General features: G+C 56.8%; 16 protein-coding genes, 1 tRNA gene and 1 pseudogene. 7 read left to right on the plus strand and 11 right to left on the minus strand.

Going from position 1 to position 21,017, the window contains the following annotated elements; all coding sequences use genetic code 11:
• Positions 1-587: 587 nt before the first annotated feature.
• The 7 genes from MAIT1_RS22655 to MAIT1_RS11605 form a co-directional block, all read right to left on the minus strand.
• Positions 588-1,046 carry a DUF5681 domain-containing protein gene (locus tag MAIT1_RS22655; protein WP_414673640.1) on the minus strand — a complete coding sequence of 153 codons (459 nt, stop codon included), beginning with the start codon at positions 1,044-1,046 and terminating at the stop codon, positions 588-590.
• A 451-nt stretch (positions 1,047-1,497) separates the two neighbouring features.
• The gene (locus MAIT1_RS11575; RefSeq protein WP_158089450.1) at positions 1,498-3,117 is read right to left on the minus strand and encodes an AAA family ATPase; all 1,620 of its coding nucleotides are present in this window, start codon (positions 3,115-3,117) and stop codon (positions 1,498-1,500) included.
• Positions 3,107-3,640: a DNA-primase RepB domain-containing protein gene (locus MAIT1_RS11580; protein ID WP_158089451.1), complete on the minus strand. Its 534-nt coding sequence runs from the start codon at positions 3,638-3,640 to the stop codon at positions 3,107-3,109. Before MAIT1_RS11580 ends, MAIT1_RS11575 begins: the two co-directional genes overlap by 11 nt.
• A 31-nt stretch (positions 3,641-3,671) precedes the next feature.
• On the minus strand, positions 3,672-5,636 hold the full coding sequence (locus MAIT1_RS11585) for a DNA polymerase (protein ID WP_085442424.1): 1,965 nt from the start codon (positions 5,634-5,636) through the stop codon (positions 3,672-3,674).
• Between the two features lie 3 nt (positions 5,637-5,639).
• Positions 5,640-5,903 (minus strand): helix-turn-helix domain-containing protein, encoded by a 264-nt coding sequence (locus tag MAIT1_RS11590; RefSeq protein ID WP_085442425.1) that lies wholly within the window; start codon positions 5,901-5,903, stop codon positions 5,640-5,642.
• Positions 5,904-6,399: 496 nt separating this feature from the next.
• On the minus strand, positions 6,400-7,068 hold the full coding sequence (locus MAIT1_RS11600; RefSeq protein ID WP_085442427.1) for a hypothetical protein: 669 nt from the start codon (positions 7,066-7,068) through the stop codon (positions 6,400-6,402).
• Positions 7,069-7,103: 35 nt separating this feature from the next.
• Entirely contained in the window at positions 7,104-8,429 is a 1,326-nt protein-coding gene (locus MAIT1_RS11605) for a tyrosine-type recombinase/integrase (RefSeq protein ID WP_143814797.1), read from the minus strand.
• 105 nt (positions 8,430-8,534) lie between these two features.
• Here MAIT1_RS11605 and MAIT1_RS21845 point away from each other — a divergent pair.
• The 3 genes from MAIT1_RS21845 to MAIT1_RS11615 all read left to right on the plus strand — a co-directional run bounded on the left by MAIT1_RS21845 (position 8,535) and on the right by MAIT1_RS11615 (position 11,845).
• Positions 8,535-8,610 (plus strand) — tRNA-Glu (locus MAIT1_RS21845).
• A 153-nt stretch (positions 8,611-8,763) separates the two neighbouring features.
• Positions 8,764-9,192 (plus strand): hypothetical protein, encoded by a 429-nt coding sequence (locus MAIT1_RS11610; RefSeq protein WP_143814798.1) that lies wholly within the window; start codon positions 8,764-8,766, stop codon positions 9,190-9,192.
• Between the two features lie 595 nt (positions 9,193-9,787).
• Positions 9,788-11,845 carry a hypothetical protein gene (locus tag MAIT1_RS11615; protein WP_143814799.1) on the plus strand — a complete coding sequence of 686 codons (2,058 nt, stop codon included), beginning with the start codon at positions 9,788-9,790 and terminating at the stop codon, positions 11,843-11,845.
• A gap of 116 nt (positions 11,846-11,961) precedes the next feature.
• Here MAIT1_RS11615 and MAIT1_RS22290 read toward each other — a convergent pair whose 3' ends face one another.
• The 4 genes and pseudogenes from MAIT1_RS22290 to MAIT1_RS11630 form a co-directional block, all read right to left on the minus strand.
• Positions 11,962-12,099: a hypothetical protein gene (locus MAIT1_RS22290; RefSeq protein ID WP_241893461.1), complete on the minus strand. Its 138-nt coding sequence runs from the start codon at positions 12,097-12,099 to the stop codon at positions 11,962-11,964.
• A 66-nt stretch (positions 12,100-12,165) separates the two neighbouring features.
• A pseudogene (locus MAIT1_RS22660) lies at positions 12,166-12,258 on the minus strand (zf-HC2 domain-containing protein); the annotation flags it as partial.
• A 131-nt stretch (positions 12,259-12,389) separates the two neighbouring features.
• Entirely contained in the window at positions 12,390-13,790 is a 1,401-nt protein-coding gene (locus MAIT1_RS11625; protein WP_085442431.1) for a sulfotransferase domain-containing protein, read from the minus strand.
• A 193-nt stretch (positions 13,791-13,983) separates the two neighbouring features.
• Positions 13,984-15,936, minus strand: a complete 1,953-nt coding sequence (locus tag MAIT1_RS11630; RefSeq protein ID WP_085442432.1) for a hybrid sensor histidine kinase/response regulator — start codon at positions 15,934-15,936, stop codon at positions 13,984-13,986.
• Between the two features lie 258 nt (positions 15,937-16,194).
• Between MAIT1_RS11630 and ribF the strand changes: the two genes are divergently transcribed.
• The 4 genes from ribF (at position 16,195) to MAIT1_RS11650 (ending at position 20,991) form a co-directional block, all read left to right on the plus strand.
• Positions 16,195-17,145 (plus strand): bifunctional riboflavin kinase/FAD synthetase, encoded by a 951-nt coding sequence (ribF, locus tag MAIT1_RS11635; protein ID WP_085442433.1) that lies wholly within the window; start codon positions 16,195-16,197, stop codon positions 17,143-17,145.
• Positions 17,146-17,228: 83 nt separating this feature from the next.
• On the plus strand, positions 17,229-20,066 hold the full coding sequence (ileS, locus tag MAIT1_RS11640; RefSeq protein WP_085442434.1) for an isoleucine--tRNA ligase: 2,838 nt from the start codon (positions 17,229-17,231) through the stop codon (positions 20,064-20,066).
• A 2-nt stretch (positions 20,067-20,068) separates the two neighbouring features.
• Positions 20,069-20,662 (plus strand): signal peptidase II, encoded by a 594-nt coding sequence (gene lspA, locus MAIT1_RS11645; protein WP_085442435.1) that lies wholly within the window; start codon positions 20,069-20,071, stop codon positions 20,660-20,662.
• On the plus strand, positions 20,659-20,991 hold the full coding sequence (locus tag MAIT1_RS11650; RefSeq protein WP_085442436.1) for a hypothetical protein: 333 nt from the start codon (positions 20,659-20,661) through the stop codon (positions 20,989-20,991). Before lspA ends, MAIT1_RS11650 begins: the two co-directional genes overlap by 4 nt.
• Positions 20,992-21,017 lie beyond the last annotated feature (26 nt).

A 21,017-nucleotide genomic window follows, 5' to 3' on the forward strand; every position in this document is an offset into this window, starting at 1 on the left:
CAAGCACTGTCCCAGATTGCCCCGAATGCCCCCATTTTCAATATCAGGAGGTGCCCCTTGGGGAATCACCTCCGTTAGTGGGCCGTTCGGTGCTTGTGCTGGCGCACGTAAAGCAACAACGCCATCCTTATTCATGGTGTACGCCTTCCTTGTGGATTCTGGTGTGTGCTTGCCAAAGCCTCACCGGAATACGCCACCTGATCACATCCCGCTCATACACAACTTCCGATCATAGCTCATAAAATCTACCGAAGTGAAAGAGCTGTTTTGACTTAAAAAATCTGACACCCATAGATTTGTAAGGGTCCCATAGGGGGTCCCTTTTGTAAAGGATTACAGCCCATGACTCGGATGTCAGTCGTCTGGAAGCATACGTGGGCTGGCAGGGACGATCACAAGTGATGTGACATTTGCGGGGAGGTTGTCCAGATCAATACCTGGTGAGAAAGGGGCGCTCTTTCGGTAGACGCTGTCAATTAGCACCAAGAGGCCACACTCCTCCACATAATCTGGATCCAGGTCACGAAGGCGCTCTAAGCTGCCAATTCGTGACGAGAGGGAGCTTGACATAAATCTCTCCTATAGCGTCAGGCAGGCAGAGGCCGCTTTTGGGTAGTTTCCAGCACTTCAATGCGTTTTGCCAACTCAGTAACCTCGTGTAGCCTCGCAACCCCCACAAGAACACTGAGGAGTTTTGAGGCCTGTTCTGGACCTATTTCAGCACTGGCCAGTAATCCAAGCACAGATTCCCCTCGATCGGAGAGTGATCCTTGATCTAGGAGAGGGAGAGATACGCCGGTTGCTTCAGGCTTCAAGTTGGGTAGAACTTTGTCCAAGATGATGCGAGCAGCTTGCACATCTCCTTCTCTCGCTCTCTCAATCAGCATTTCTACCACCTCCGGGCAACCTTCCAGGAGGCGGGCGCGCAGCAATGCGGTTTTTCCGCTCCCAGGGGGGCGTCCTTTGGGGTTTCCAGACCTCCCAGGGGGAAATCTGCCTTGGATGCGTTCGACCTGCTGCGGACCAGTTTTTTCAGGGTTGCTCATATCACGCGCTCAATAAGTGTTCAGTTGCCAACATGAACAAATCAATCCGAAATTATTCTAACATATCGCACGGATTTTAAGCTACAGATTAAGCCCAAAAGGAGAGCACAAACCCAGGGGAGGGGGAGCCGAAGCAAAAAGCAATGGGGGCAGAGTGGGGTAAGGTGGGATTAAGGGTACACGGTCCAGCGGATGATGCGGACCACGGAGCGATCATTTGGTTGTGGCCGTCCTGGTGCAGTCGGGGGGCTCCGGAGGGCCCAACTGCACTCCGGACTGCCCCCCATAGGGGGGTTGAGAGTTGAGTTGGATAAAGTTGTGTGAATTCAGTGACTTACGAACACTCAACTCTCAACTGCTCGTTTTTGTAACATCCTGATTTCATGTGTGTTTTCAGAGCCAACAGTTGAGAGTTGAGTGTTGAGAGTTGAGTCTAGGAGGGGTCTAAGGGTTATTTTTCGCCTGACTTTTTCACCTCCAACGTGTGTTTCCCATGGTTGGTGTCAGATCTCTGCACATAGCGGATGGCATGTCCCCCGTAAGTTTGTTCCTCTGTAAAAAGACTCTTCAGTCGTTTTTCGACGCCAGCAACGCTCTTGATATCGCTGAATGACGAGTAGCCGTTTTTCAACATATTCGCGACTGCGTGTATGGTCATCGTTTGCCCGTTCAACACATCAGCAGTGTCTTGAATCTGCATGTCGTTTTTGGATTGCTGGATCTCCCCACTCGAGAGTTGCAACAGGTCTGTCGGTACTAGCACGCCAACACTGCTGGTACGGCCAGTCTTCACAGTTTCACTGTTCTCTAGTTCGACATTCGTCCTTTTTAGCCAGTTGGGAGAGGCAGAAGTCATGTAGAGGTTAGATTTGGCGTCATCCAGACGTATAAAATTAACATGTTCTTCTTCCTCCAATCCCCATGATTCTGCGTCTTTTTTTGCCATGGTGTAGAGTGTTTTGACAATTCGTGCCACACCCATAAGGGATGATGCTCCTCTTCCAGAGTCCATTTCCCCTGCGTAGCCCACAGAGCTGGCCCTGGGCTCTTTCCTCGTATGATGTATTAGTAGAACCGCGCAATTACACTCTATGGCAACTTTCCGATACATTGCTGCGACCCGGTTGATCTCTTCGTTGCTGTTCTCAGCCGCTTGGTGTGTCTCGAGGAATGGGTCAGCGATCCACACGCCGATATTGTTCTCCTTGATGTACTGGATGACGCTATCCACGTCGTGGGGTTGCATCTTGTTTTCGCTCCCACGCGTGGCCATCATCAATGGGCGCTCGATTCCGCTGTTGATAGAAACGCCTGATACGCCTTCAATCTCCAGGTCCTCATCCCAGGAGAGGATGAAATGCTGCACAATGCCTGCGAATCTACGCTTCATGAGGATGAGATTGTCCTCATTATTGGAGAGCCACACGCGGGTTCTTTCTCTGATAGCTAAATCCAGCAGGTCGTCCCTGCCAGATGCCGCTGCGGCTGCGATTTGTAGAGAGAGGACAGATTTGCCCGTTCCTGGTGGTGAAACTAGAACTGTGACGTACCCCCTGCATAACAGTCTCTCGATTATCCACTGCTCTGGCGGAAGGTCCTTGGGGGAGAAAGGGGCCAATGGCTCTGGAGGAGGCAGCGGCTGCGCCAGCGGTGAAAGTGTCGCCTCATGATGGAGAGCGGACCCAACGGGCCCGCCTCGGTACTTGTAAGCGTGGGTGACTATGTCCGTCATCTCCTCAGGCCCCCACTCTGGTGAGCATCTCGGATTATAGTGCTCCAGCATGAGTGCATAAGCGCGCTTCTTAGAAATTGCCCAGTCTCCCAGACGCATAGCGACTTTCAGAGTGGTATTGTTTCCCTGTTCTCCCTCTATTGCGGGGGGAGCCTCTTCCTGCAGGAAATGCACAGCCATGTTGATCCCTTCTGGGGAATCAATTGGAGTGCCGCCCGTGCCGGTCCGCCTAGATCCTGACGAATTCTTTTTGGTCTGTTTCGGCTCGTCCAGGTCAATTCCAAACCGTTCCATGAACTGGTTGGCCGTCATAGGGGTAAAAGGGCGCTCAACTCTCATCATTCGGCTCCTGAATCTTGGTTTGGAATGGTTCACTCTTCATGTGATAGAACCCTGGCAGCCTCATCACACGGGGGAGGTCAGTAACTGAGGTGTCCGCGTTAAAGCGTTTGATGAGCTGCTGCTGCACCTTTTTGAAGTCGTCCAGGGCAACGCCCTCCACAACCCAGTAGCAGTGCCACCGACCTGGGCTTGTGTTGATGATGATGTGGGGCCGTTCAGGTCCCTCGAGAACGGGTTCTAGAGGAGCGCCATCAAGATCGATGAATGAGGCTCTGACTCGGATGACGTTCTGCGCTTTTCGTCCCTTACAATCCCCTTCGTTGACCATGACGAAAACCCCAGCCCCTTGCCGGTTTAGTTCGGCCAACTCTTCAGCGTGTTGCTCAAGAGAACCGTGGAGGATGTTGATTAGTCCTTTGGACTTCCTGTCTTTGGCGTCATCAAAAGTTTGGAACGTGAAGTCCTCTCTGGGGGCTAGCAGGTCCAGGAAGCGCTGAGCCTCGTGTGGGTCCGGATTCATATTGCTCTTCGTTTTTTGGCACATGACGCCCTCACTTTCTGTAGCGCTTGCCGGTCCAACCCTCGGCCTGCAGGGGAAGGTCCTTTGCCCAATGCGGAGTTTCAGCCATAAGCTGCTCGAATTCTGAGACTTCAACTGACCCTTCTTTGATTTCGCAGACGATCTCATCGTGGACATGGAGCACGATCGGATGCCCAACTTCTTCGATCCTCATCATGGATTCCGCCAGGATGTCACGGGCCACAGCCTGAGTTATGTTTTCAGCCAGTTTTCCGCCATAAGTGTCTTGCTGGACCCATTTCTTGGTGGTTGAGTCGACGCCCTTGAAAAGGATCTTGGTGGTTGGCTTGCCCCATGGAGTGGTGCTGGGTTTGAGCGTGGCGTATGGGTAGCAGATAGACCGCCCAGATGGCAGACGGCACCACAAATGCCCTTCATCGACAGTGAAGGAGATTTTGCCCCCTGCTTGGAACACACGCCCTGGCTGCTTGATAGCTCTGATGGCGGCACCCTCTAGCAGCCGCCAGAGTTCTGTGATGCGCGGGTTTGCCTTGCGCCAGTTTTGTTTGACGGATTCAATTTTCTTGTCCGAGATGGTTACGTCGTAGGTGCTTGCCATCTGTTTGAAGGCATTGACTCCCCCGCCATAGCCAAGGGCTAGTACGGCCACCTTGCCGATGCTGCGCTGCTCTTTATTAACCTGCCCAACAGGAACGCCAAAGATATGGCTGGCGGCATGTTCATAAACTTTGCCGTCACCTCTGAAGACTTTAAGGACAGGGCCTTCGTTGGCTAGCCACGCAAGGATGCGGGCCTCGATTGAAGAGAAGTCTGCCACGATCAGCAAATGGCCGGGCTTTGCAGTGAACAAAGACCGAAGGCAACTGGATATGATTTCCAGAACAGGCAAACCCATTTCATGTAGTGCTTCGACATCTTGATTCAGAACATCCTTTGCCGCCTTTTCAATTTCTTCTGGAGTCAGTACTCCACGGGGTAGATTTTGCGGCTGCAGCCCACGACCAGTCCAGCGGCCTGTAGTAGCTCCGTGGAAAAGCAGCATCCCCTTGACTCGACCATCGTTGCAGACGCGCTCCTCCATGCGTTTGATCTTTGCTATGGAGGATTTGGATGCCTGTTGGCGAATTTCAAGTGCACGGACTACATGCCACAACCCTGCCCCTTTTGCTTTTTCAATCAGTCCGGGGACAACGTCTTTCTTGAGAGAGTGAGCTTTCAGACCCTGGCTGTTCACCCACTCGAGAAGAGACTTGGTAGCGGTTGCTGTTTTTACAGCGCCTCCAGTCTTTGTGTGAATCTGTTCGTTTAGACCCTCAGTGATCATGTTTGCTAAGGATCGTGTTTTGGTCGCGAGTTCGAGATCAACATGGAGTCCCCGGTCATTGATGCGTTGATCCATTTCCCAGACACGCTGCTCTGAGTTGCGTAACGGTCTAAGCTTTTGATCTATTCTATAAAGCACATCCACATCACGTTTGGCGTATTCACCAAGGCGCTTGATGCTCTCGGGGTCCTCCCTCCAGATAGGATCTCCATTTATGGTGGTTCCAGTAGGGCTGCACATTTCACGCATTAACTGCGTGCCTTCCTTGTCTTTTCCTATGTCCACGCCCAACGCCACAGCACAATTATTGAGCGATCGGGGGAGTGACATTGCGCCTGCTCGCGCCATGGTGTCTCGAAACTGTATGGATTTAATTTTAGGGAAGCCGTGGCTACGTTCGCCGATGGTATTCCAGATCACTCGGTCAAACTCAGCATTGTGGGCGATGACGATACCCCCTGAGTTAACGTGATCAATGATTTCCTGAGGGAGTTTTTCTCCTTTAAACCACAGCTTGGTAGATTTTTCGCCAAGCTTATACGAAAACAGCAGAATTTCAGTTCCTGGATCCTCCGCATATTTATGAACACCGACTTTTTTTAAGTCAGAAGGTGACCTGGCTTCCAAATCCAAATAGAGGGTGCAGGGCATCTGTCATTCCTCCGTGTTGAAATCAGGACGTTCGTTGAGGAAAGACAGGAGGTCATCCTTTAGGATGAGCGTTCTGGCCCCGTGCTTTTTGGCCCTGAGTTGCCCTTTATTGATTGCTTGGTAGATGCCACAACGAGAGATGCCAGATACGGAGGCGGCTTCGCTTGGACTGAAAGCCAAGCGGGAAATTAGGGCGTTTTGTTCCTGGGAGCGCGTTGATCGCTCCGATTGAGATTCTAATGGGTTCACTTCGGACAGGGTACGCATTGTAAGTCTCCTACGAACGTTGATGGACGGAGACAGATTGCGAAAAAACTAGGTGGGTAATTCAGGGTAGAGTTTGCCAAGTTTTTCTACCCTGATAAATTGCTGTGTTGATTGGGCACTGTTGTGTCCACGTCTGGTGGTTTGGTGTCTGGCGTCGAGTTGTCTTCTACGTGAAGAGGGCGAGAGATAGGCAGAGTGCACGACATAGGAGGTTAATCATGTGCTTAAAAATGAGTGAAAAGCTGACCAAAAAATTTCTCTTCAGTTTGCCTGAAGGGAAATATCTGGTAAGCAACACTTATGAGTATCCAGGCAGGCCCTGTTATAGTGCCTACGTGTCTTTGAAGGAGGAGCGTTTAGAGCAGTGGCGTGAGATCCGCGAAAAAAACGCGCATTATAGATTCTGCCACGTCTACGAGACAAAAGAAGATTGTGTTCTATGGCATAAGTCTATGATGTGCGAAGAGCATTTAGGTAAGTACGGGGTGAGTCTGGATTAGGCCTTGTCTCTATGTTTTTTGTTAGACCGGCCAGGCTTTAGTGGCTGGTCTATTTTTTTCTGTGCAGTTGGGATAGTGATCTCTGGAGGCGGGAAGAGTGTCATGGGGTCACTATCGGGGTCGTAATCGTCCAGATCAGTGTCTGTATGTTCGGCGCTATCTTCTAGATCACTCTCCCAGTCCCCATAAGGCCCAAAAAAACCAATGCGCTCTATGTATTCACAAGGGATTTTATAGCATTCGTATCGTTCTATAAATTGTATGAAGTTTGAAATTCCTGAATAGGTTAAAAAAGGGGGGGCTTCATTTATATTTTTTGCTCTTCTAATCAGATTTCGAATGTTTTCTGGGTTGCGTTGCCTTACTTGAGCGTTTTGTCTTTGTACTGTTATAAACTGAGTTAAAACATCATACACATCCTCGAACCCATCTTCTTTATAGTCGCGCTTGATTCGCGCTCTGACCTGCTTGAGCTGTTCCGCCGCAACCCGGATTGAATTTACTTGCTTACGCTCACGGATAGCGTTTTTATAACCCGTTTTGGTGTGGATTTGTTCATCTAGATAATACTTTCCAATAGCCGCAAGAAACACAAGCTGGTCGAGCTCCCCTTTTTCGGATACTCCAATTTCCATGTTGATGAAATCATCCCATTTACTGGCCATAGTGCATAATCCTTTTCAGAAAAATGATGCGTTTTCTAAACCGCCTTATGTTTGAGTTGTGCGACGTTTCCTGTCAAAGGTGAGCCTATGCGTCCAAAGGTAGCCCGAATGGTGTCGGCCACATAAGAGGGAGCCAAGTGGGCATAATGTATCTCTGTCATCCGGGTGTCTGCATGTCCCAACTGTGTAGCGATTACGCCCATTGGCGCGCCTGCCATGGCTAGACGGCTGGCATGTGTGTGGCGGAGGATGTGGAAATTGATTGCTGGGGTGATGGATGCTGCGCTGCAGGCTTCGGCCATTGGCCTTTGTTGATGGTTTTTTGCCCACGGTGTACCGTCATCGTGGGTGAACAGGTGATCACTTGGCCTTTTGGTGAGCGACAGGTTTGAAAAGAGTTCGACTCCTTCCCCTGTGAGCACAACATTGCGCGACTTGCCTGATTTGCTTCGTTTGATAGAGAGAGTCCCACTTTCGGGCTCGAAATCGGCAGCGACCAGTCGGCACAGTTCCCCGTATCGGCATCCAGTTAGCAAAGCCCCCTGGAGCAGAGTGCGGAAAGCCGATGGAGAGGCGTTAAGAAGTCTCGTTATTTCGTCATCTGTCAAGAATCTGATCTTTGGGGAGGCTACTTGCTGAAATGGTTTGACTCTGCGCCAAGCGGTATCGGATGCCACTTTACCCTCTCTCCATGCATGGTTGAGTGCGGCCTTAAGGGTGGTAAGCGCTTTGTTCGCTGTGTGCCGTCTCTTTCGTTTGATTTCGGGGTCATCGGACAGCTCAGCAGTCTGCGTTATCTTATGGCTGCGGGTCTTGGCTGGCGTGTTGGATATATGCTGGTGCCACTCTCGAATGGTTCTAGATTGGAGATTTTTTACGATCACCCCCTCCAGGCCGGGGAGGATGTACGTGTTAATTTGTGAGAGTAAGTTGTTGTATGTAGATCTGGAGGGGTTCTTTCTGGCTTTGTAGTCGGCCAGATAATCATTGATGGCGTCGGCCACTGTGAAGGGGCCAACAGTCCCAAGTCCAGCCTCAACGTGGGCTTGTTCTGAAAACCAGGCGCGAGCCTTCTCTTGGGCTTGGCTCCAAGATAGGATTTTAACACCGTCAGCGTCAGTGACGTCATCCGCGTCGCCTAACTTTGTGGTGTGATACCGGCTGGAGCCAATGAAGTACCGGGCGATCCATGAAGCTGAGCGTGCACCTTTCCTGTAGCCCACATGGCACCCTTGATCAATAGAACGGAAATAGGGGTGATGCCGGGCGGTCAGTTTGGACCGGGCTGCTCTGGATTCCAGGTTTGTATCGCGAACGGTGCGGGCCATGGTCATTCCAGTTAAGATGTGAAAGTTGATCATCTCTAACACTTCACAAATATATATGTGCGTACACTAGCAAACATCTGTGGACAGTGAAGCATGAAATATCCATTAATTCAACTATAATCAGACATATGCATATACGTCAGTAAACGGTATGAACGTAATATTCCGGCCTTTCACGCCGGTAACACGGGTTCGAAACCCGTACGGGACGCCAATCAAGATTGACAGTCTTAACGACTGATGAAAATAAGCGCGGTAAGAGACGTGAAAATCCCGTCTTTTGCCGCGCTTTTTTTGTTTGTCGCGCAGAACGTCATGCGGTATTTTCTGATGACATTTATCCTGATTTGGTTTTGGGGGTCATCGGGTGATCAATTTTCATGTCTGTTCTGGGGCGGGTCGCAAGAGTTTTGTTGGCGCTTTTCTCGCACTCTTCGCCGTGTTCTCACTGAGTTTCTCTGAGGGCGTTGCGGCTGAAACCCCCGAATTAACGGAAGCGGATAAAAAGATTATTGAAGACGCGGTGAAGGAAAAACTTGTGGATCCGTTTTCCGCGAAATTTAAGTGGATGCCCTATAATGGGGATAAAACTTACTGTGGGCTGGTGAATGCCAAAAATAGAATGGGCGGATACACGGGGTTTGTTCCGTTTACGGTTCTTTATATGAAAACAAAAGAGCGGAATATTGGCGCGCTGCCACAGATTTCCACTTACGACCCAAAATCCACCGACTCACAGGTGACTGTTCAGCTTTGTGAGATGGCGGGGTATAAAGATTTTTACAAAGCGAAGTAGGATGTCGCAGCGGGTTCCTGCCCGTGATGAGGCGCAGGCTGAATCCAGATGAGATCAGAAGTCAATCTGGCGTAGGCTCTTCTCTGTTTACGTGTAGCGGATTGCCTATTTTCTGATCGCTCAGTCGGTTGAATAATATCGTGAGTCAAAACCAAAACTGCACAGACCGTCCAATGTTTGCGTGACGCAGGTTGAGCGAGCGCTGACTATTGGCCGCCGACTGGTCGGCGGCGGGGTCTGGGGGCTGCGCCCCCAGCGGGGTTTGGGGCGGCGCCCCAAGGTTTGGTTGTTGGGAGCTCGAGGGCAAAGCCCTCGATATCTTCCAGCGCCCATATGTTCAGTTTTGAATGCTAGCGACTATATTCTCTTGAGTGGGTGTCTGTTCTCAGTTTGCTGCGGCGAGGCCGACGGCAGGGCGTCCCTTGCGCCAATGGTTGAGGCTGCGCCATGCTGTGGCCGCCCCATTGGGCATTTGCGGGGCCACCCGTCACTCCATCAGCCTGCAACCAGGGCCTCTCTTATGACTGCACTCTCCTCCACGCCTTGGTCGTGGATAAAGCAACTTGGCGTCCTGCTGTTTTTTTACCTCTATTTGGTGCTTGTTTTCATTCCGTCGCCGTTTCTGCTGAATGCCGACGACTACTACGTGTTTACCGAATACGGCTGGTTCGACAGCGATTGGGCGTGGCTCAAGCACATGCTGTCGTTTAACCAGACCCGCTTCACGTTCACCGGCGACTATCTGCTGTTCCGTCCCGGGCTCTTCTTCATGATGGGCGCCAATGACATTCTGTGGCGCGAAGCGACGGATCTGCTCATCTTCGAATGGCTGCTTATCTGCGCGCTGGCGCTGTGGGTGCTGTACCGCGCCTGCGCGCTGTTTACCCCACACTGGCTGGCGGCCTTGCTGGCTCTGAGTCTGACCTCGCTGATTCCGGCAAACGCCCACGTCTCATTCCACTGGAGCACAGCGGTTTTTTACATGATCTGCCTGGGGCTGTTCACCCAGGGCGCGCTGTGGTTGGGGCGTTCCGATGGGCAGGGACCCTCCCGCCCCGTATTGGGGATATTGGCGCTGTTTTTCGCCTCACTGTTTCATGAACTGGCGATCCCTGCGCTGATTGGCATGATCGGCTACCACGCCGCGCGTGGCGCGCTGGGGAGCAATCCTGTGGGCTCAACTCTCAAGCCCCTGCTGATCCTCACCGCGCCCATCGCCCTGTATGCGGTTTTTTATCTCATCAATGCGTTCTACTACGACGCCAACGCCATCTTTTCGCTGCAATTTGAACCATCTGCGGTGCGGGATGGGGATGATCGCACGCTGGTGGAAAAACTCACCTTGGCCGGGCGTTACCTGTATGGCGTGCTGACGATGATGATCCCCAGCGCCATCTGGAGCGAATGGAAGGCGGCTTTGATGCCCGATTCGATGCTGAAGCTCACGCGCGCAGGGGAGACGCTGGCGTGTGTGGCGTTGGCGCTGTGGGCGTTGGGGCGGGTGCTGCGTCGGCATGGGTGGCGCAGTGTGTTTGCCCATACGCACTGGGTGGAGCGGGCGGCGCAAATCGCCTTGGCCAGCACGTTTGCGGGGGTGCTGGTGGGACGCATCATCAGTCGCGGTCACGCCACCTCCATGTACTACACCATGTACCTCTATTTCTTCCTTATCATCGTGGCGGCGCTGCTGGGGCGGTGGTTGGCGCACAGTTCTCCGCGTAAGCGGCGCAGGATTCTGATCGGCGTCGGGCTCTATCTGGCGCTGCCCTTGCTCTTCAATGCGCCGTTGATCAAGCAGCGCTTCTCTGCCGAAGCCAAGAGCAGCGGGACTTTGGCGTTGATGGATATGGCGCAGCGCATCCGCGGCCATCAAGCGCAACAGGATGAGGGCAAAGCGCGGTGCTTTGGCGGCGTGTTCCTGGAGTTTCCCGAGCAGGAGAGCGAGCAGGACACCATGGTCCTGGAGAGCTTGATGACGCTGTTCCAGCCGCGCAGTTGCGACCGCAATGAAGACAAGCCGGTCTATTACATCATGAAGCGATCACCGGAGAGTGGAGAGCTGATGTTGGGAGAGTACAACCCGCTCTCCTTCTGGTTCTCTCCCAATAGCGGCGGCGCCCTGCACAAGGAGCCTCTGGCGCCAATGACGGCGCTGGCGCCTGAGCGTCTGCGCGGACTGTTCTGGGGGCCTGGCGGCGGCGTGATTAAGCAGGAGAAGCGTCCGGATTGGGATAAACTGGAGGCGCTGCATCTGGATGGCGCTGAGATCGAGATCTCGGCGGGGACGCGCGGGGTTTCATTCCAGGTTGAGTCCCAGGATGCGTTTCCCCTCTTCTATAATTTCGGCCTGTTGCTGGAGTCGAAGAGTGGCGAGCGGCTGGTGGCGCAGTGGGGCGATAATCGCATTCATGTGGCGCAGTTCACTGCTGAGGGCGGCGAGCCATTCCGCGAGCGGGAGTACTACGTCCCCTACATGAAGTCGAAGACGCGGGTGAGCGTAAAACAGCGCGCCGAGGATCGCTGTCTGCTGGAGATGGGGCGGGTGATCATCGCTTCGATCCCGCAATGTCATCTGACCGGACGGATGACGCTGTTCCGCTGGGATGGCGCTGATCAGAAAGAGACTTTGAGCGACGTTTGGAGCAACGAATAGGCTCACAGTTGCGCCAGCGCGGTAACGTGGCGCAACATCTCATATCGCAGAGGCGCTTGTGGTCAAAACGACGCGCGCCCGCCAACAGGGTTGGCGGGCGCGTTGTATTTTTTGGATCAGGCCGAGGTGGTCGGACGCTTGGTTGCGCCGCCCGGCGCGTCCACGCCGCGCGGTTCGTCCTGGCCAACGGGACGCACCGCATGGTTGTGGATCTCCAGCATGATGTGACGGGTCAGCGATTCCGGATCAGCCATTTTCGGGGCTCCTTGGAAGAGCCCCTGGAAACAGCCCAGTTGGAGAAGCAGCTCCTGGCAGGGGGGGCAATGGGTGATGTGTTCCAGAAATTCCTGCATGATGACAGGCTCCAGTTCACCATCCAAGAACGCCGATACCAGCTCAGGGTGACATTCCATTTTTTGATCCTCTTCGGCGGGAGCAGGGGGTGGAATTGCATCTCCTCGGGCTTTTTGCAGGCCCTTCACCGCTTATAGAGTGGATTATCCAGGTAAAGTTTCGCGTTGTCCCAATAAATTGAGCCTATTGTTTACCAATCGTAATCCTTCTCATATCCCAACTGAATCAAGAAGTCGCCCGCCACCCGTTTGAAGAGATCCTTGTTGCGTTCGGAAAAGTGGTTTTTCCAATCGCCAGGCTGTCCTTTGCGCTTGAAATTGTTTGCGACTTTGTTAGCCGACATGGTCGCCGACGGCTGTTCAAAGGCGGTGTCGCGCTGAATCTGAGTCAGCAACTCAGCATCGGGCGCAATCCCCAGGAAGCGGGCGATGTCGCGCACCGTCTCCTCCTTGTTCAGCACCAGCGACTCATAGCTGACCGCCTGCACCGGCACGCCCGCCTTAAGCCACTGCTCGATCCAGCGGTACATCTCAATGGTCTGGCTCTGCATCATCAGATCCGGTCCCACCACGCCGGCGATGAGCTGCTGTAGCGCGTCCTCCTTGCTGAAGCCGCGCAGCAGGGCGGTGAGCGGGGTGTCCAGATCCTTTTCAATCTGGGTTTGATAGAAGTAGTACGACACCAACTGGTCACGCGGATCGCGATACTGCATCACCACCCGGGTTCCCGACTGACGCAGAGACTCGGCGAGCTGCTCGTGGGCGAACCAGTGGCCCATCATGAAAGTCTCTTCCGGGGTCTGCATGAGAGCGTCCACCGGCAAATTGTTGGAGGGGTATTTGTCGGGCCAGTGGAAAGATTTGCCGCTGAGTTTCTGGATTACGTCCGAGAGCAGGTGTGAGCCGCACTTGGGATAGGAGACGCACAGGAAGGGCGTCTGTTTACCGCTTGGCAGGGCCTGATTCGCGCCCTCGTCATTGGCCGCGTAGTGCGCGGGGGGAAATACGCCCCACTCCATCAGGGTGGGGTCGGCGGCCAGGGCCTTGCGCACATAGGGGCTGGCCTCAGCGAAGCGCCCATGGCGCTTGAGCAGCGTGCCCAGGCAATAGAGGGTGTCGGGGTCATCGGGGGCGACGGACAGCTCCGCGTTGAGGCTGTCGACGGCGAGCTGGAACTCCCCTTCGCGCATGCGCATCTGGGCGATCTGAAAATGCACCCGCGGCAGCATGGGGTTCAATGACAGCGCGTTCTCAAAAGCCGTCAGAGCGTCATCATGCCGATACGGCATGGCGGCCAGGGTTTGACCAATAAACAGGTAGATGTCCGGCTCGTTGGGATTGACGTTGCGGGCGCGGGCAAACAGCTCCAACGCTTCGTTGTGATAGCTGTTTTGCATGGCCAGAATGCCAAACATGCGCAGCGTCAGAAAGTTGTTGGGATCAATGTTGAGCGCCTGCTGATAGGCGTTGACCGCTTGTTGGATCTGCCCGGCGCGTTGCGCTTTCATCGCTTGGACAAGCAGTTGCGTGATGGCGCTATTCTCAGTGTCCATGCCGGGTTCCTTTTGATCGGCGGCGGGGTGCATGGTCATTCATTCGCTCCTGTTCGCGTTGGGCGCAGCAAGATGTCCTGCAGGCGTGTTTGCGCGAGGGCAATGCAGACCGTGGCGGTCGCCTCGCAGAGGGCGTCTGGCGCGTGTGCTGGTGAAATAATGCAATGCGCAGGCCAGTTGATGATCGCAAGGGCGGCCTGAGGCGGCGAGGCGATATGGCGGTAAGGGCGGGCTAGAGGGTGAGCCAGTGGGCGATGACGCGCTCCAATTCGCCTGCTTGAATCGGTTTGGGCAGGTAGTCGTCCATGCCCGCCTCCAGGCATTTTTCGCGGTCGCCATCGAGGGCGAAGGCGGTGATGGCGATGATGGGCGTATGCGGACGGCGCTGCTCGGCCTCGGTTTGGCGCCACTGACGGGCGGCGGTGAAGCCGTCCATGATGGGCATCTGGCAATCCATGAACACCAGATCAAATGGCTCGGCCAATAAGCGCTCCAGGGCTTGTTGGCCATTTTCGGCGATCTCCACGCGCAGTCCCAGGCGCTTGAGCAGCCCATTGAAGACCTTTTGATTGATGCGGTCGTCCTCCACCAGCAGCAGGCGGGTTTGCGCATAGTCAGGCAGCACGGCGGGCGCGTCGCTGTTTGCCGGGCTGGCGGCGAAGGGGGCGGCGAGGGCGTCGCTGGGCGAGGCGATGTGAGTCGGCGCTGTAAGATTCAGGGTGAATTCGAACACGCTGCCCTTGCCCAGGGTGCTCTGGACGTTCAACTCCCCGCCCATGGCTTCGATGAAGCGCCGACAGATGGCCAGTCCCAGGCCGGTGCCGCCAAAGGCGCGCGAATTGGAGGAGTCCACCTGGGTGAACGGCAGGAAGATATCCTCCTGCTTGTGGTCGGGGATGCCGATGCCGGTATCCTCGACGCGGAAGGTGAGCGCCTCTTCGCTGGTGGGGGCGACGGTGAGGGAGATCGTGCCGCTGTCAGTGAATTTGACCGCATTGCCCAACAGGTTGAGCAGCACCTGGCGCAGGCGTTTGCTGTCTCCCTCCAGCTCGTTGGAGACCTCTGGCGGAATCTCCACCACCACCTCAAGACCCTTCTCGCGGGCCCGAGGCAGGAGGATGGAGAGTACGCTCTCGACGATGTCGGTGAGCAGAAAGCGTCCTTTGTCCGGGGCGAATTTGCCCGCCTCCACCTTGGAGAGGTCCAGAATGTCGTTGATCAGGCTGAGTAGGTTGCGACCGGCCTCCTGAATGGTGGAGACGCACTCGGCCTGCTCCACATCCAGGTCGGTGATGGTGAGGATGTCAGTCATGCCGATGATGGCGTTCATCGGCGTGCGGATCTCGTGGCTCATCACCGCCAGGAACTCGCTTTTGGCGCCGTTGCTGGCTTCGGCCACTTCGCGGGCGATGGTGGCCTCTTCGGCGCGCTTGCGTTCGCTCACATCGCGCACGATCCACTGCGCCAGACGCTGGCTGCCCTGGTAGAACAGCACGGTGGAGATGTCGGCGTGGGTGGGCTGGCCGTTGCTTTTGATCAATGTGATGTCGGTGGCGTGGGCGCGCCCTTCGCGACGCAGCATGCTGCGCATGCGCGGATGGAAGTCGTCGTCGGTGGTGGGCAGAGCGTGGTCCAGACGGCGTCCCACCACATCCTGTTTGACCTGCGCCAGCAGGATCATGCCCGCTTCGTTGCAGTCGATGATGACGTCGCTGTCGGCGTTGGCCAGGAACAGCGCATCGCGGGAGGTCTCGAACAGGTTGCGGTAGCGCTCTTCGGCCTCCTGACGGCGCTTGATGTTGAAGTAGGCGTTGGCGTGGTAGCGCAGGCGCGCCACCACCTCTTTTTGGTCAGGTAATTTGACCAGATAGTCGTTGGCGCCCAGCTCAAAGGCGCGTGCTTTGAACTGCGGGTTCTCCTCCACCGACAGCATGATGATGGGGGTGTCGCTGGTTTGCGCCCGTTGGCGCAAGGTGGTCAGCAGGGTGAGCCCGTCGATCTTGGGCATGTTCAGGTCCAGCAGGATGACGCTGGGATTCAGGGAGAGCGCCGCCTGCTCGGCCTCGGTGGGGTCGCCGCAATAGTGTAGTTGGAGTTCCGGCTCGCTGCGCACCATGCGTTCGAGCAGGTGCGCGGTGAGCGGTTGGTCATCCACCAACAGTATGGTGACGGATTCTTGGGCCATAGGGCGTCGTTTCCAATCCTGAGGGGCATGCAAGCGCGCAGTTAATTCATTATCTAAATATCCAGATTTCCCACAGATTATGACAGAGTACGAGGAACCGGCCAGCGCGTCAATCGGAACTTCCTGTCACCCACGGTTGTTGCGCCTTCCCTTGCGCTGTCGGTCAGGGTATCTTGAAGGGCTTCACAGCGTTTACAGCGCTGGAAATGAGGCGCGCGCCGCCGTCTGGGCGAATGCGCGCCAACGCGATGGATTACGATGTACATTATACGCGGACTGCATAATCTGCCCCCCCGCTACCGGGGCGCGGCGGTCACCATCGGCAACTTCGACGGCGTGCATCGAGGGCATCAGTCGCTGTTTCGCCATCTGCGCGAACTGGCCGAACCCCACGATGCGCCGGTGATGGCGTTGACCTTTGAGCCGCACCCGCGCTCGGTGCTGACGCCGGACAATCCACCGCCGCGCATCACCGCTCTGCGCGGCAAGGCGCGCTGGTTGGACGCCTACGGCCTCGATGCGGTGATGATCATGCACTTCTCGCGGGATCTGATGAAGCACGATCCCGAGGCTTTCGTGCGCGAAATCCTGGTGCAGGGGTTGGGGGTCAAAGAGGTGCTGGTGGGGCGCGGTTTCCGTTTTGGCGCGCGCGGCGCGGGCGGCATCGCCGAACTGCAGTCGTTGGGCGCCAAATATGGTTTCGCCGCCCACGACCAGGAGCTGCTGGATGATGACGGCGCGCCGGTCTCCTCCACCCGCATCCGCGATGCGGTGATCGCGCGGGACTTTGTGCGCGCGGCCAATCTGCTGGGACGGCCGTTTGAGGTGGAGGCGCGAGTGTGCGGCGGACAGAAGCGCGGTCGTGCGCTGGGCTTTCCCACCGCCAATCTGAATCTGCACGGTCTGCTGCACCCGCCGCCAGGTGTCTACGTGGTGGAGGGGCGCATCCGTGGGCGCTGGTGGCCGGCGGTGGCCAATGTGGGGCGCAACCCCACCTTTGGCGACGAGGGGCTGCACCTGGAGGCGCACATGCTCACCGAGTGCGGCGATCTGTATGGCCGCTCGCTGCGGGTGCGTTTTCGCAAACATCTGCGCGATGAGGTGCGTTTCCCCAATGTGGAGGCGCTCAAAGCGCAGATTGCGCAGGATGTGGCCACGGCGCGCAAGTTCTTCAATATGGATGACGCCACGCGCGCCGCCTTGGCGTAAGCGCTGGCGAGAGTCAATTCTTTTTGGCGCGGCGCAGGCGGGTGGAGCGTTTCCGTCCCTTCGACGCCGCTGGAGTATCGGACATGGATTATAAAGAGAGCATCCTGCTGCCCAAAACCGACTTCCCCATGCGCGCCGGACTGGCCAAGCGGGAGCCGGAGATTCTGGAGAAATGGGAGCAGATGGACCTCTACGCCAAACTGCGCGCCTCCGCCCAGGGCAATCCGCAGTTTGTGCTGCACGATGGTCCTCCCTACGCCAATGGCCACCTGCACATGGGCCACGCCATCAACAAGGTGCTCAAGGACATCATCGTCAAGTCGCGCCAGATGAGCGGCTATGACGCCGTCTATGTGCCCGGTTGGGACTGCCACGGTCTGCCCATCGAGCTCAAGGCCGAAGAGGCGCTGAAGAAGGATGGGAAAAAGAAAGAGGAGATCCCGCTGCCCGAATTCCGCCGTCAGTGCCGCGACTTCGCCGCGCAGTGGGTGGATATCCAGCGCAGCGAGTTCCAGCGTCTGGGGGTGGGCGGCGACTGGGCCAACCCCTACCTGACCATGAACTACCAGTTCGAGGCCGACATCGTGCGCGAACTGGGCAAGTTCCTACACAACGGCGGTCTCTATAAAGGGGCCAAACCGGTCTACTGGTGCCACCACGACGTCACCGCCCTGGCCGAGGCCGAGGTGGAGTATGAGGACCACGTCTCGCGCACCATCATGGTCAAATTCCCGTTGCGCCATGGCGAGACTCTGGCCGACGTGGATCCGGCGTTGGAGAATCAACCCGCCTCGGTGGTGATCTGGACCACCACGCCGTGGACCATTCCCGGCAACCTGGCGGTGAGCCTGGGGCCCGACATCAACTACGTGGCGGTGAAGGTCACCGACCCGCAGGAGAACGTCAATCTGGCCATCGGCGAGGTGCTGATCATCGCCGAAGGGTTGTGGGAGAGCGTGGCTGACGCCTGTGGTCTGCACCATGCCGACGACATCGAGCTGCTCTGCGCCTTCCCGGGCTCCAAGCTGGAGAACAAGAAGTTCACCCACCCCTACCTGGATCAGGACGCGCCCATTCTCATCGGCGACCACGTCACCCTGGAGGCGGGCACCGGCTGCGTGCATACCGCCCCAGGCCACGGCGCCGAGGACTATGATATTGGTCTGAAATATGGATTGAAGCCGTTCAATCCGGTGGACGACTATGGCCGTTTTCTGCCCGGCACGCCCCACTTTGAAGGGCAGCATGTGAAGGAGGCCAACGACGCCGTGGTGGCGCTGCTGGATGATCGCGGCGCGCTGTTGGCCAGCAGCAAGGTGAGCCACAGCTACCCCCACTGCTGGCGCTGCCACAACCCGGTGATCATGCGCGCCACCCCGCAGTGGTTCATCTCCATGGCCGAGAACGATCTGCGTGACAACGCCCTGGCCGCCATCCGCGCCACCAAGTGGATCCCCAACTGGGGCGAGGAGCGCATCTACAACATGGTGGCCAACCGTCCCGACTGGTGTGTGTCGCGTCAGCGCGCCTGGGGCGCGCCCATCGCCGTGGTCACCTGTGACGACTGCGGCCACATCGTGCGCGATCCGGCCATCACCGAAACCATTGCGCAGGCGGTGGAGCAGGGCGGCGCCGACGTGTGGTATGAGAAGCCGGTCACCGACTTCCTGCCCGAGGGCTACGTCTGCCCCCAATGCGGCTCGGCCCATCTGGTCAAGGAGAAGGACATCCTCGACGTCTGGTTCGACTCCGGCGTCACCCATGCGGCGGTGCTGGAGCGGCGCAGCGATCTCAAATGGCCCGCCGATCTCTACCTGGAGGGCTCCGACCAGCATCGCGGCTGGTTCCACTCCAGCCTGCTCACCTCTTCCGGCACCCGCGGTCGCGCCCCCTATGAGGCGGTGCTGACCCACGGCTTCGTGGTGGACGGCAAGGGGCGTAAGATGTCCAAGTCCCTGGGCAACGTCATCGCCCCGGAGAAGGTGGTCAAGCAGTATGGCGCCGACATCCTGCGCATGTGGGTCTCCGCCGAGGACTACTCCGGCGACATCCGCATCTCCGATGAGATCCTCAAAGGGTTGTCGGACGCTTATCGGCGCATCCGCAACACCCTGCGCTTTTTGGTGGGCAATCTGAATGGCTTCGACGCCCAGCGCGATCTGGTGGGCTACGCCGATCTGGCGGAGCTGGATCGTTGGGCGCTGGACCGCCTGGCCAACCTGATCCGCAACGTGGAGAGCGCCTATAACGAGTACGCCTTCCATCGCGTGTATCAGGAGCTGCACTACTTCTGCGCCATGGATCTGGGGGCGTTCTATCTGGATATCATCAAGGATCGCCTCTATTGCGACGCCGAGAACTCCACCGCCCGTCGCGGCGCGCAGACGGTGATGCATCACGCCCTGGAGGCGCTGGTGCGCTTGATGGCGCCGGTGTTGGCGTTCACCGCCGAGGAGATGTGGAGTCACATGCCCGGCGATCGCGAAACCTCGGTGCATCTGGCGCGCTTCCCCCAGGAGCATCCCGAGTGGCGCGACGAAGAGCTGGCCAAGCGCTGGGCGCGTTACCGCGCGGTGCGCGCGGAGGCCTATCGGGTGCTGGAGAACGATCGTAAAGAGAAGCGCATCGGCTCCTTCATGGAGGCGGCCCTCACCCTCTATTGCGACGCCGATCTCAAAGCGTTTCTGGCCGGGTTCAACGACAACTTCCGCCTCTATATCACCGCATCGGTGACGCTGGCGGATCTGGACGCCGCTCCGGCTGACGCCATCAGCGCAACGGAAGTGACAGGGCTGAAGATCGGCGCCACCCGGGCCGGCGGAACCAAGTGCGTGCGCTGCTGGAACTGGGATGAGGCGGTGGGAAGCCATGCCGAGCATCCTGAACTGTGCCCGCGCTGCGCCGACGTGGTGTCGGGGTGAGCATGGAAACATCGGCGCCGAAGACGGGACCCCGCAGCATGTTGCGGGCGGGCATCGTCATTGCCGTGGCGGTGATCATCGCCGATCACATCACCAAGTGGTTGGCGGTCAAGCATCTGGCCGACGGTCCGATTCTGCTCATTGAGGGCTTTCTGGACTTCACTCTGGCGTATAACCGGGGCGCGGCCTTCAGTCTGTTCGCCGAGATGTCGGATCAGTGGCGCATCGCTCTGTTGGGCGGTTTTGCGGTGGTGGCCAGCGCGTTGTTATTGTACGCCTTGAAACGGGTGGACTCGCGCTTGCAAGGGACCGCCCTGGCGCTGGTGTTGGGCGGCGCGTTGGGCAATTTGATCGATCGGGTGCGGTTGGGGTCGGTGGTGGATTTTATCCACGCCCATTGGCATGACCTCTCCTGGCCCATCTTCAATATTGCCGATTCCGCCATCACCATCGGCGTGGGACTGCTGATTTGGGATGCGTTTGTCGGCGGTTCCGAGACGGAAAACCAGGGTAAACACGTTGCAGCAAAAACGGGCGTTGCAGCAAAAACGGGCGTTGCAGACAAGGCGACGGACGAGGAGGCGCAGAGCACATGAAGAGTCGGATGATCCTGCCCATTGTGGCGCTGACCTTGGGTTCGTCGCTGTTTGCCGGCTGTTCGGCCAACATTCGCATGCCGTGGGAGCGTCCCATGGACGCCAGCCAGGTGCCCACCCGCGAGCCGTTGGAGATTCCGCCCAACCTGGACGAATTGCCGCCGGTGGGGACCAATCCCAATGTGACCAAGAACCCCACCGCTCTGGCTGCGGAGAAGTCGGCGGGGCAGATTCTGTTTGGCGGCGACGCGCCGTCGGCGCGCAAACAGGAGAAACCCGAGCTGGGTCGCGATCAACAAGAGCGACTGCCCGGCTGGATCAACAAATAACGCGCCGCACCCCCACGCAAAATCCC

This window comes from Magnetofaba australis IT-1 (assembly GCF_002109495.1).
Classification (GTDB): Bacteria; Pseudomonadota; Magnetococcia; order Magnetococcales; family Magnetococcaceae; genus Magnetofaba; species Magnetofaba australis.

What these genes read in the sequence shown, in the direction of transcription:
- MAIT1_RS11590 (WP_085442425.1), bottom strand. Translation starts at nt 5,903, where the DNA reads ATGCGTACCCTGTCCGAAGTGAACCCATTAGAATCTCAATCGGAGCGA.
- lspA (WP_085442435.1), top strand. Translation starts at nt 20,069, where the DNA reads ATGGAAACATCGGCGCCGAAGACGGGACCCCGCAGCATGTTGCGGGCG.
- MAIT1_RS22290 (WP_241893461.1), bottom strand. Translation starts at nt 12,099, where the DNA reads ATGGCTGATCCGGAATCGCTGACCCGTCACATCATGCTGGAGATCCAC.
- MAIT1_RS11625 (WP_085442431.1), bottom strand. Translation starts at nt 13,790, where the DNA reads ATGACCATGCACCCCGCCGCCGATCAAAAGGAACCCGGCATGGACACT.
- ileS (WP_085442434.1), top strand. Translation starts at nt 17,229, where the DNA reads ATGGATTATAAAGAGAGCATCCTGCTGCCCAAAACCGACTTCCCCATG.
- MAIT1_RS11630 (WP_085442432.1), bottom strand. Translation starts at nt 15,936, where the DNA reads ATGGCCCAAGAATCCGTCACCATACTGTTGGTGGATGACCAACCGCTC.
- MAIT1_RS11585 (WP_085442424.1), bottom strand. Translation starts at nt 5,636, where the DNA reads ATGCCCTGCACCCTCTATTTGGATTTGGAAGCCAGGTCACCTTCTGAC.
- MAIT1_RS11605 (WP_143814797.1), bottom strand. Translation starts at nt 8,429, where the DNA reads ATGATCAACTTTCACATCTTAACTGGAATGACCATGGCCCGCACCGTT.
- MAIT1_RS11575 (WP_158089450.1), bottom strand. Translation starts at nt 3,117, where the DNA reads ATGAGAGTTGAGCGCCCTTTTACCCCTATGACGGCCAACCAGTTCATG.
- MAIT1_RS11650 (WP_085442436.1), top strand. Translation starts at nt 20,659, where the DNA reads ATGAAGAGTCGGATGATCCTGCCCATTGTGGCGCTGACCTTGGGTTCG.
- MAIT1_RS11580 (WP_158089451.1), bottom strand. Translation starts at nt 3,640, where the DNA reads ATGAATCCGGACCCACACGAGGCTCAGCGCTTCCTGGACCTGCTAGCC.
- MAIT1_RS11600 (WP_085442427.1), bottom strand. Translation starts at nt 7,068, where the DNA reads ATGGCCAGTAAATGGGATGATTTCATCAACATGGAAATTGGAGTATCC.
- MAIT1_RS22655 (WP_414673640.1), bottom strand. Translation starts at nt 1,046, where the DNA reads ATGAGCAACCCTGAAAAAACTGGTCCGCAGCAGGTCGAACGCATCCAA.
- ribF (WP_085442433.1), top strand. Translation starts at nt 16,195, where the DNA reads ATGTACATTATACGCGGACTGCATAATCTGCCCCCCCGCTACCGGGGC.